The sequence below is a fragment of the Edaphobacter aggregans DSM 19364 genome (assembly GCF_000745965.1).
GTDB lineage: Bacteria > Acidobacteriota > Terriglobia > Terriglobales > Acidobacteriaceae > Edaphobacter > Edaphobacter aggregans.
Genome location: NZ_JQKI01000179.1, coordinates 1 through 9,386, shown reverse-complemented (window position 1 = coordinate 9,386; position 9,386 = coordinate 1). Strand labels below are relative to the sequence as shown.

Genomic DNA, 9,386 nt, shown 5'->3' with positions numbered 1-9,386 from the left:
AGCCACGTATCATCGGCCTCCAGACCCGCGATCTTCATGAAGCGCTCCAGACGATGCGAATGCGACAAACAACGGAGGAATTTCGTAAGTCCTACGCACCTCGGGCCGGCATCGAAAGCACCCACGCGCAGGCTATCCGGCGCAGCGGACTGCGCCGCACACGCTATCGGGGTTTTGCCAAAGCCCGCTTACAACATGTCATCACAGCCGTCGCAATCAACCTCTTGCGAATCGCATCCTGGGCAAACGGGACGCCGCTTGCCCACACGCGCTGTTCCCACTTCGCAGCTCTCCAATTTCATGCCGTCTGAATTCGCCACCAGTGTCAATGTTGGGTCTACCCCTAGGTGCGCGAGGTGGTGATGTTCTCAGCGCGGGCGTTGATGGTGGAGAAGCCTTTGAAGGCGGCGAGGTCGCTGGTCCAGAACGGCACCAGACCCCAGCGCAATGACACAAGCTCCCGCTCGCCGGTGTCGCGGTTCTGCCGGATGATGGGCTGCATGGAGGTTGGGGCGACGTTGTAGTCCCATGGGGGCAGCGGGAAGTCATCGACCCGGGTAGCGTGGAAGGCTTCGGCTATCTTCTGCTTGTCGGACTTTCTGTAGTAGCGGCCGCACATCCCGTATCTCCAATCTGAAAACATAAACGACCACGGTCGACTCAAACAAAGAGTAGGCAAATTTGTTGGTCGGCGCTAGTGGACGATTTTCGAACTTTTTATGGCTTGGAGATCCCCTTCGGCTTCTTACCGGAAGTTCCATTTTGTGGGAAGTGAGACGCCAAGTCCGAGCGGTCGCCCAGAAGAAGCCACAGACTGCTGAAGAGAGTAGAGTATTGAGCGCGCAACTATGGTGAGAATGTGTTTCCGTTCATGAAGGTTACATGGAGTACGCATCCGAATAACCTCGAACATAAAGACTATCCCGACTGTTTCCGCTGTCACGACGGAAACCACAATACGAAGGAGGGAAGAGCATTGGTAACGACTGCTCTACCTGCCATAACTTGGTGGCCGTCGATGAAGCGAATCCTAAGCAACTTGCTGATCTAGGTCTTCAGTGAAGCGTGTTGGTCGCGTATCATCTCGACGCAAACGATACGAGAAGGCACTCGAGTAACGATGGATTTCAGGCTTGTCGCGAAATTGCAATGAATAACTAACAAAGGAGATTCTCCATGTCAAAGTGCTTACGTCACGTCTCGTCGGCGATTATTTCGCTTTCACTTGCGATCGGCTTTATCTCGGTAACGACTGCCACGACTGTGCGGGCTGAGCCAGCACCGTCCTCAACAGCTTCCGGACAGGACAAGGCGAAAGCCTGCAACGACACGGCCGACAGGAGGAACCTCAAAGGCGACGATCGTGAGAAGTTCATGCGGAGTTGCCTCAATAAAGCAGCAGACAGCGGTTCCAACGGCAACGTTAGCCAGCAGGACAAATCCAGAATGTGCAACGATCTAGCGGATAAAAAGAACTTGACTGGCTCGGATCGCCGGTCATACGTGAAGGACTGTATGAAAAGGGCTAACCCCTAGCAGGTTGCTACTCGTAACCATTCAGGTTGACGGAGTTATGACTAATCAGAAGTGCAAATGAGGCCTTCGCGTTGGTCGGGGCGAGAGGATTCGAACCTCTATTGTTCTGTTTCTTCTGGATTCAATCCGTGTAACTCTATGATTCTTCGAGGTGATTTGTGCTCGTTCTGTCAGACTGTTTCACCCTGTTCCTCTGAGCGGGTACCTCGCGGGTACCTCGCGCCTCTACGGGGAGAGGAAAGCCGTGGGGGAATGTATGGTGCCGGACCACGGATGGCGTATGGGGGAGCGCAGGTCGATTGAGGTGGATTTGGCCCCTTTTCCCGGCATCGGTGGTGGCCCCCGTCGAAGTTGCCGATAAGCGGACTTCACGGGCAGTTCATGGAGATGCGATTGCGCATCGAATCGATGACGCTTCCGGCATTTGACTGGTATGCTGCGTTGATCGCGGGGAGTGTCGCCGGTGAGTTACCAGGACGGCTTTCGGGGATAATGGCGGCTGGCTTGATGGTGTCGATGGGATGGGCACAGCAGGCAGGGGCTGGGCCTGAAGTGTCGATTCTTGTCCCAAGTGGCGCTTCGGTAGAGGGTATTCAGATCGCCTTTTTTATGGGTGGGCCCTTTGGCGGGCATGGAGTTGTCGCTCCTGAGCCGAAGATGCAACGATTTGTTTTTGACGCATCTGTGAACGGAGTTGCGGCCAATAGAGTGCAGGCGGTGGTGTATATGCCGGGTTGCGAGTTGAGTCGTTACGACATTGCGATGGGTGGCGAGAGTGTTGAGCGGCAAGCCGAGTGCAAGGTGCTTCCGGCATGGCCTTTGGGTGGGCAGTTGGTGATGGATGCTCGTACGGTGGCTGCATTGGGTAAGCATCATTCGCCCCTTGAGATTGAGGTTGGTTACATGGCATTTTGGGTGAGCGACTTCTTCGGAATTATGGATGGGCTAGTGACGACGTTTCACGTTGCGACTGTACCGCTAGGAAAGGATGGGAGTTTCTCGGTGATGCTGCCGGAGCTTGTGCAGGATCCGGCAGAGAAGAGCGCAAAGGAGAGATATCGGGGGGCATTTCTGTTTAGGCTGCGCGAGAAGAAAACATGGAACATCGTTGGTACGCTGCGACCAACTGAGTTTGCGATTTCGCCGTTTGATGGCCTGGAGTTGCGAACGCAGTATCCGGCGCTGCGGTTTGAACTGAAGCCGTGAAAGACTCGCAGCGATGGGCGGTACAGGGTAACTTCTTTTCTATGGCCCGGAGCTTGATGGACTCGGCAAACGTTTGAGAGCCTTCTTTGCCCCTGCGGCCCGACGGACCGTTCGGCAGAATTATCAAATAGGCCTGGTAGGTGTTCGATGGAGATGCATGCCATCCAGTCTGGGCAATCTCCATGAGTTCAGGCTGTATCGTCGCGAACCTGGAAGTTATCTGGCTCTGGCTGACCAAATCGCTCGGTTGTAGTGCACGAAAAACGGGGATTTCAGTAAGTTCGTTTCCGACGAACCGAAGTTGCTCAAACACCGGACTCTTCGGGCATTACGGAATAGCTTCCCGATTGTCGCCACCCGGAAGGAATGAATCGGCGATCCGGCGACACCTAACCGTTCTTGCCAGGCGAGACAAAGTCGGCTCACTTCGGCTCCAAGACCACATAATGATCGCCACCGCTGATAAAGACTCGCTGGAAGAGCACGGTCGGCAATAAAGCCATCTTCACGCTGCCATGGGAGGTTCTTCGCCACGGCCCACCGGGGTCACGAACGAGATGTGGGTAAGGATGCGGTCGGCGATCTGCATGTTCTGCCGCGGCACGACAGCGAACGAAGCCCGGAGGCTCTCACGGAGAGCCTCCGGGCTTGAAGTGGAATTGAGCAAGCATCATTATTTCTCCGACGCTATCAGCACGCCTTCGTCCTTCGATTGGTTTCTGGCCAACTCTGTTTGCCGCGAGTTGATCTGTATCTGGTTGCCGAGAGAACTGTTCCGATTCCACACTTCGGCGAGGAAATACCGTTGGCCGTAGCGATAGAAAACCAGCTTGGCGTCGGCAGCGGGCTTCTGCGATCTGCAGGAAGTCGAAAGAACGAGTGTCCCTGCGTTCGAATTCAGGTTGCGGATTGAGAGTGTCGGTCCCCCCCAGCGTCCGACGGCCATGACTTCATACTCGCCAGCCGGAAGCTGGACATTCCCGGCGGTGAATTCGAAGGGCACAGTTATCTTCAGGTGAGTAGTTTGCGCTTGGGCGGCTGCGCTCATCAGCAAAGCCAGGAACATCGCGAGTGATAACAGATTCTTTTTCACGGCGGTCTCCTTTTCTTGTGATGGCCGAGCCCTTGCGAACTTGGTCTCACAGTGGAAAGCGGGGAAAGCGCCAAATCCCCGCCACCTTTTGCAACAAATATTTCCTGGCCTGAAGGGCAGACCGTTACCTGGTCCTCAATTCGACGTGAATTGCGCCTATAATCGCGCGCAACTGGAAGTGGGCACGTTATGGGACCCGATCCCGGCGAAATCACGCAATTGCTGCGGCAATGGGGAACCGGCGACCGGCAAGTGGAGGACAGGCTGTTTGATCTCCTGATGCCGGATCTTCACCAGATTGCCGAACGCTGTTTCCGGCGCGAGCGGCCCGGTAATACCCTCCAGCCAACCGCGCTGGTAAATGAAGCATTCCTTCGCCTGGCGAAGTCAAAGGACCTTGATTGGCAGGATCGCGGTCATTTTCTCGCGATATCGGCTAGGGTGATGCGTCGTTACCTGATTGACCACGCACGGGCCCGGCCCGATATTCTGTTTCTGCCCATGGAAGGACTTCCGGAGCGCTTCCTGGGCACCCGCACCCCGTCGGAGCTGGTGATTGCGGTGGACGAGCTACTCAACGATCTGGAGCGGGAATCGCCATCGAGACGAGCCCTGGTGGAACTCAAGTTCTTCCTGGGGTCAACCGATCAGGAGACCGCCGATGCGCTGGACATGACGTTGCATACTATGCAGCGGGAGTGGTACCGGGCTCGCCGCTGGCTCTTCGAACGACTGACTGGGGAGCCATGACTAGCAGCCGCGAAGAAGACGAACGGGTGATGGAGATACTGGCGGGCGCCCGCCGGAAGCCGGCGGAGGAGCGCGAAGCCTACCTGCAGTCGGCCTGCGCGGGGGACGAAGATCTGCGCCGCGAAGTCGTAGATGCGCTCTCGTGGGAAGAACGCATGGGCGGATTCCTGCAGCAGCCGGTGACCATGATCGCGGACGAACATCCTCCTGACTCCGCGGTTAGGGCGGCTGTGCAATTTGCCGCGGGGCTGGAGATCGGGCAATACCGCATCGAGTCGAAGCTGGGGGAGGGGGGCATGAGCACCGTTTGGCTGGCTCTCGATACCAAGCTGGGCCGCCGGGTGGCGATCAAGTTTCTCTCCGACGATCTGGCCGATGCGGAGGCCCGCCGCCGTTTTCAGCGGGAGGCACAGATGGCGTCCTCGCTGAATCATCCGCACATCGTTACCGTCTATGACACCGGTGAATTTGAGGGGCGGCATTACCTGGTCACGGAATATGTCGACGGCGGGACGCTGAAGGACTGGGTTAAGGAAAAGCGAAGGACGCCGAAGGAAGTCGCCGAGTTGTTGACCGGCGTGGCCGACGGGCTGGCTGACGCGCATCAAGCGGGCATCCTGCACCGGGACATCAAGCCCATGAACATTCTGGTGGCCAGAAACGGCTATGCCAAGCTGACCGACTTCGGCCTGGCGAAGCTTGCCGAAAACGGCAAGATCGATCTCGCGGCAAGGTCTCCGGAAGGGCCGACGCGCCCGGGACTGATCCTGGGCACGATCGCCTATATGTCTCCGGAGCAGGCTTCGGGCCAGCCGCTGGATTCGCGCAGCGATATCTTTTCCTTCGGCGTCGTGCTCTACGAAATGCTGTCAGGCAAGCGCCCATTTGGCGGACGAACGGACCTGGAGGTGCTGAAAACGATCATCCGCGGCGAATTGCCGCCGTTGAGTGAAGAGGTCCCCGAGGCGTACCGAATCGTGGTTGAAAAGGCATTGGAGAAGAGTCCGGCGGAGAGATACCAGTCCATGCGAGAGATGGTCGTGGATCTGCGGCGAGGCCAGCGCTCGCAGCGTTTGCCTGCGCCCGATGTGGAAGAAGCGATTGCGCACGTCGAACCGGAACGCAGGTCGCACTCTCGTAAAACTTGGTTGAAGATCGCCGCTGGCGTTCTCGCCATTGCGGTCATCGCCCTTGGGGCCGTAGTTGCCCATCGCTTGCACCGGCCGCCGGTCCAGCGCACCCTCACCCGGCTCACCTTCGACGAGGGCCTCCAGACTGGAGCCACCTGGTCTCCCGACGGCCGCTTCATCGCCTACAGTTCCGACCGTGGCGGCAAGTACGACATCTGGATTCAGCAAATCAGTGGTGGCGACCCCATTCAGATCACGAAGGGTCCCGGCCAGAATTGGCAGCCGGACTGGTCTCCGGACGGCAAATACATCGCTTATCGTTCCGAGGAAGGCGATGGCGGAATCTACATTACACCGGCGCTGGGAGGGGTCGGCCAGCAGCGCAAGATCGCAGCCTTCGGCTACTATCCCCGGTGGTCGCCGGACAGCTCGCAGGTCTTGTTTCAGACGCACTTTGCCGCGCTCGACGATTGCAACCGGTTCTACGTCGCGCAGCTTGAGGGCAGCCCGGCCCGCGAAGTGCTCGCAGACTTTCTTGCGCAAAACAAACTTTGTGCTGCTTCGTCCGCCTGGTATCCGGATGGAAAGAGAATCACCGCTTGGGTTGGAGATGCGTCGCCAAGCCCCAGCTTTTGGACTGTCCCGCTCGCCGGCGGGCCCGGGATCAAGCTGGAGATTGCACCCGTGATCCAGAGAGAACTCGCAGAGGCTTCAGGTGACGTTAAAGCCGGTCAGCAGCTCGGGGAATACTCCTTCTCCTGGTCACCTTCAGGCGACGCGATTTATTTCGAACGGGGCTACAGAGGGGCGAAGAACATCTGGAAGCTGACCGTCGATCCTGGGACGCGGCGAGCTACTCGAATCGATCGGCTTACCACCGGCCCGGGACCCGATGCCGCACTTGCGGTTTCTGCCGATGGCAGGCGGCTGGCCTTCACAGCAAAGTCGCAGCGGATTCAGACCTGGCTCTTCCCGTTCGACGCCAGAACTGCCCAGATCAAAGGCACCGGTAATGCGGTCACTTCGCCCGGAAGGACGTCAATTGAACCGAGCCTGTCGCGCGACGGTACCAAAGTTGCCTATTACGTTCCCCATGGCGAAAGCTACGGGCCGGGTTTCGGGGACGTCCGAAACGAGGTTTGGGTGAAGTCGCTCGTGGATGGGAGCGAGATTCCGATTCCCGCTGACGGCTTTTCAAGTTGGTTTCCGCTGTGGTCGCCTGACGGTATGCAACTCATCTACGACCGCAGAAATCTCAGGACGGGCGAGAGTCAGCTCATCCTCTGGTCGAGCCAAAGCCATGAAGAAGAACCACTCACGGGTGTGACCAAAACGGGCATCTTCGATTGGTCTCCAGACGGCAAGTGGTTACTGGCTACGAATAAAGGTGCAGTCTGGCTAATCCCATTCCCATCGTCGCCCCATGCGGAAACCGTGGCACAAAAGGTTGCTTCAAATCCGGCGTACAAGCTTTATCAGGCACACATGTCGCCTGACGGCCGATGGATCGTCTTCGAAGCTGTCGTGAACTCGCCGAACCCGGAGTCCGCGCTCTACGTCGTACCCGCGTCGGGTGGTCCGTGGACGCGCATTACCGACGGTCGGCACTGGGACGATAAGCCCCGCTGGTCTCCGGATGGAAAAACGATCTATTTCGTTTCCGGGCCCGGCGGCTTCTTCAACGTCTGGGGGATTCGCTTCAATCCGTCCGCGGGAAAACCAGTTGGCCAACCGTTCCAGGTTACGAAATTCGATAGCCCGCGATTGATGATTCTACGGTCCATACCACTGGTAGGCCTTTCGCTCACCCAGGACAAACTCGTGTTGACCATGGCGCAAGAGTCCGGCAACATCTGGATCTTGGACAACGTGGATCGCTAGTTCCCGTCGAACGACTGACTGGGGAGCCATGAAAAGCAGCCGCAAAGAAGACGAACGATACTGGCGGCCGCTCGCCGGAAGCCGGCGGCGGAGCGCGAAGCCTACCTGCAGTCGGCCTGCGCACGGGACGAAGACCTGCGCCGCGAAGTGGTGGATGCCCTCTCCTGGGAAGAACAATATGGGCGGATTCCTGCAGCAGCCGGTGGCCGTGATCGCGGACGCTCGTCGAGCACTTTCGTTAGCACTCCTGCATTCTCTGCAAATGAATGCGCGCTGTTTCACTGTCTCGGTTGCCCGCGCCATCAACACCCCCAATTTGAATAGTTGTTCGTTCACGCCGCCGTAGTTCCCGGAAACGGGGTTTTCAGTAACTTCGATTTAACCAATCTTTTGGGCCAGACCAAAGGTCCAGCGATTCGAGCTGCAAAAAGGTACTGCGATTGGCTCTCTATCCCTGGCATCACGCCGCAGGTTTGAGTACCGCACGATACAGGGTTGATCGGGCGATGCCGAAGCGGGCTGCGATTTCGGCAACAGGGACAGCTGCGGTTTTGAGCAGGGCGCGTATGGTCTTCACGGTACCGAATAGTGGGGAAGGGAAGTGATGGGACGATCCCGCACCCGGCTATTCGGCTATGGCAAGCTCTTGTACGTAGACAGCCAAGAGACGCCCGCTTGCGAAGCCTCTTGATAAATCTCTGAGGTATTGGAGCCTTCACGCGGGGTAAAAATCTCTCGGCCAATTTCAACCTCTTTCGTTTTCGCAACGTCGAGGACGAACAAACGCAATCTATAGCCTTCCCCTACAGAGGGGGGAAGGGGTTCGACTTCGTAACGTGGTTCGCATATATGTTCACTGAGTCCTAACCAAGGCGCAAAGCGTGAGCGCATGACCATGTCTCTCCTTTTGGGGAAGAAGGGATTCAAAACCATTGATAATATTGAGCGACGAGGGACAGGGGTAAAATCGGCAAGGCAGATGGCGGCAAGGGGAAGACAGCTTCAATGAATGTTGGGGTACTGATCCGAATGCGCTCTTACCCACGTCCAAGAGCGGGCAGCCGTGATGGAAAGCATCGTCTCTTCCAATGTGCGCCGGTTCGAGATTTTCGCGGTTTTGAGCATCTACTAGATACGCTGCTTGGGGCCAACTGGTCAGGCATCTGTCCACTCCCTTTGGTAGGCATAGGCTCCTTTGGTAGGCATAGGCGAGAAGTGTGGGTCCCATACTGAAGGAGCAACAGCACAGTGCCCAAGTGCAACGTCGTGCGGGCCCCGTACGTGCGTCAGCAGGGGACGCGGTTGGGAAACTGGCTGACGCGTGACCAGGCGAAAGAACTGCTTGCTGTAGCCGAACTGGAGAAGGCCAAATAGGGCTGGCTTTGCTGCTCTTGGCCACCTGATTTTGAATAGCCAATTTATGTACACCCTTCTTGGTTACGTCCTGCGCTCTCTGCTTGGGGCAGAGCGTGTTCGGCTGACTGAAATAGCATCGGGACGGGCCCGATAAGCGCAAACCACTCATCAATTTCTTGCAATCAAGGTTTAGATGTTTTCGAAGCTCGCGTATCCAGGATGGACGGCTAGACCACGTAGAATGGTGCAATGCCTAAAGCTCCTGCAGCAATCACCTCTCCCAAGATCAAGAAGCTCGCCGCCAAAGCAGCCAAATCTCCCAGCATGCTTACTACCGAAGAGACGCGTGAACTCGGTGCGTCAGTCTTGGCTCACCTATCACCTCCGAAAGAAGTCCCTTCTATTCCGGCGAAGAGAATCTCTACAAAGAAGTA

The 9,386-nt window shown here is 57.2% G+C and carries 12 protein-coding genes; 8 read left to right on the top strand and 4 right to left on the bottom strand.

Annotation, left to right across the window (positions count from 1 at the left end; translation table 11 throughout):
• Window positions 1-311 (top strand): transposase (locus Q363_RS28415; RefSeq protein ID WP_035357399.1); only part of this gene is annotated, 311 nt, incomplete at its 5' end.
• Window positions 312-343: 32 nt separating this feature from the next.
• Here Q363_RS28415 and Q363_RS28410 read toward each other — a convergent pair.
• The gene (locus Q363_RS28410) at window positions 344-619 is read right to left on the bottom strand and encodes an SOS response-associated peptidase family protein (RefSeq protein ID WP_051979462.1); all 276 of its coding nucleotides are present in this window, start codon (window positions 617-619) and stop codon (window positions 344-346) included.
• 557 nt (window positions 620-1,176) lie between these two features.
• Here Q363_RS28410 and Q363_RS36990 point away from each other — a divergent pair.
• Together Q363_RS36990 and Q363_RS28400 are read left to right on the top strand one after the other, a co-directional pair.
• A complete protein-coding gene (locus Q363_RS36990; RefSeq protein ID WP_051979461.1) occupies window positions 1,177-1,536 on the top strand; it encodes a PsiF family protein in 360 nt (119 codons plus the stop codon).
• 393 nt (window positions 1,537-1,929) lie between these two features.
• A complete protein-coding gene (locus Q363_RS28400) occupies window positions 1,930-2,742 on the top strand; it encodes a hypothetical protein (RefSeq protein ID WP_035357397.1) in 813 nt (270 codons plus the stop codon).
• A gap of 505 nt (window positions 2,743-3,247) precedes the next feature.
• On the opposite strand, the gene Q363_RS41445 is transcribed toward Q363_RS28400, so the two are convergent.
• Together Q363_RS41445 and Q363_RS28395 are read right to left on the bottom strand one after the other, a co-directional pair.
• Window positions 3,248-3,409: a hypothetical protein gene (locus Q363_RS41445; RefSeq protein ID WP_157467757.1), complete on the bottom strand. Its 162-nt coding sequence runs from the start codon at window positions 3,407-3,409 to the stop codon at window positions 3,248-3,250.
• A 6-nt stretch (window positions 3,410-3,415) separates the two neighbouring features.
• On the bottom strand, window positions 3,416-3,835 hold the full coding sequence (locus Q363_RS28395; protein WP_157467756.1) for a hypothetical protein: 420 nt from the start codon (window positions 3,833-3,835) through the stop codon (window positions 3,416-3,418).
• A 189-nt stretch (window positions 3,836-4,024) separates the two neighbouring features.
• Between Q363_RS28395 and Q363_RS28390 the strand changes: the two genes are divergently transcribed.
• The 3 genes from Q363_RS28390 to Q363_RS41440 are packed head-to-tail and all read left to right on the top strand — an operon-like array spanning window position 4,025 to window position 7,942.
• Entirely contained in the window at window positions 4,025-4,585 is a 561-nt protein-coding gene (locus tag Q363_RS28390; RefSeq protein ID WP_035357393.1) for an ECF-type sigma factor, read from the top strand.
• Window positions 4,582-7,596, top strand: coding sequence for a protein kinase domain-containing protein (locus Q363_RS28380; protein ID WP_169747171.1), 3,015 nt, complete (start codon window positions 4,582-4,584; stop codon window positions 7,594-7,596). Before Q363_RS28390 ends, Q363_RS28380 begins: the two co-directional genes overlap by 4 nt.
• Window positions 7,597-7,624: 28 nt before the next feature.
• Window positions 7,625-7,942 (top strand): hypothetical protein, encoded by a 318-nt coding sequence (locus Q363_RS41440; protein ID WP_157467754.1) that lies wholly within the window; start codon window positions 7,625-7,627, stop codon window positions 7,940-7,942.
• Between the two features lie 114 nt (window positions 7,943-8,056).
• Here the strand turns inward: Q363_RS41440 and Q363_RS47035 are convergent, their stop codons facing one another.
• On the bottom strand, window positions 8,057-8,173 hold the full coding sequence (locus Q363_RS47035) for a helix-turn-helix domain-containing protein (RefSeq protein WP_157467752.1): 117 nt from the start codon (window positions 8,171-8,173) through the stop codon (window positions 8,057-8,059).
• 671 nt (window positions 8,174-8,844) lie between these two features.
• Between Q363_RS47035 and Q363_RS45695 the strand changes: the two genes are divergently transcribed.
• Both Q363_RS45695 and Q363_RS43300 read left to right on the top strand, forming a co-directional pair.
• Window positions 8,845-8,970 carry a hypothetical protein gene (locus Q363_RS45695; protein WP_281176096.1) on the top strand — a complete coding sequence of 42 codons (126 nt, stop codon included), beginning with the start codon at window positions 8,845-8,847 and terminating at the stop codon, window positions 8,968-8,970.
• A gap of 231 nt (window positions 8,971-9,201) precedes the next feature.
• Window positions 9,202-9,386 (top strand): hypothetical protein (locus Q363_RS43300; protein WP_035357391.1); only part of this gene is annotated, 185 nt, incomplete at its 3' end.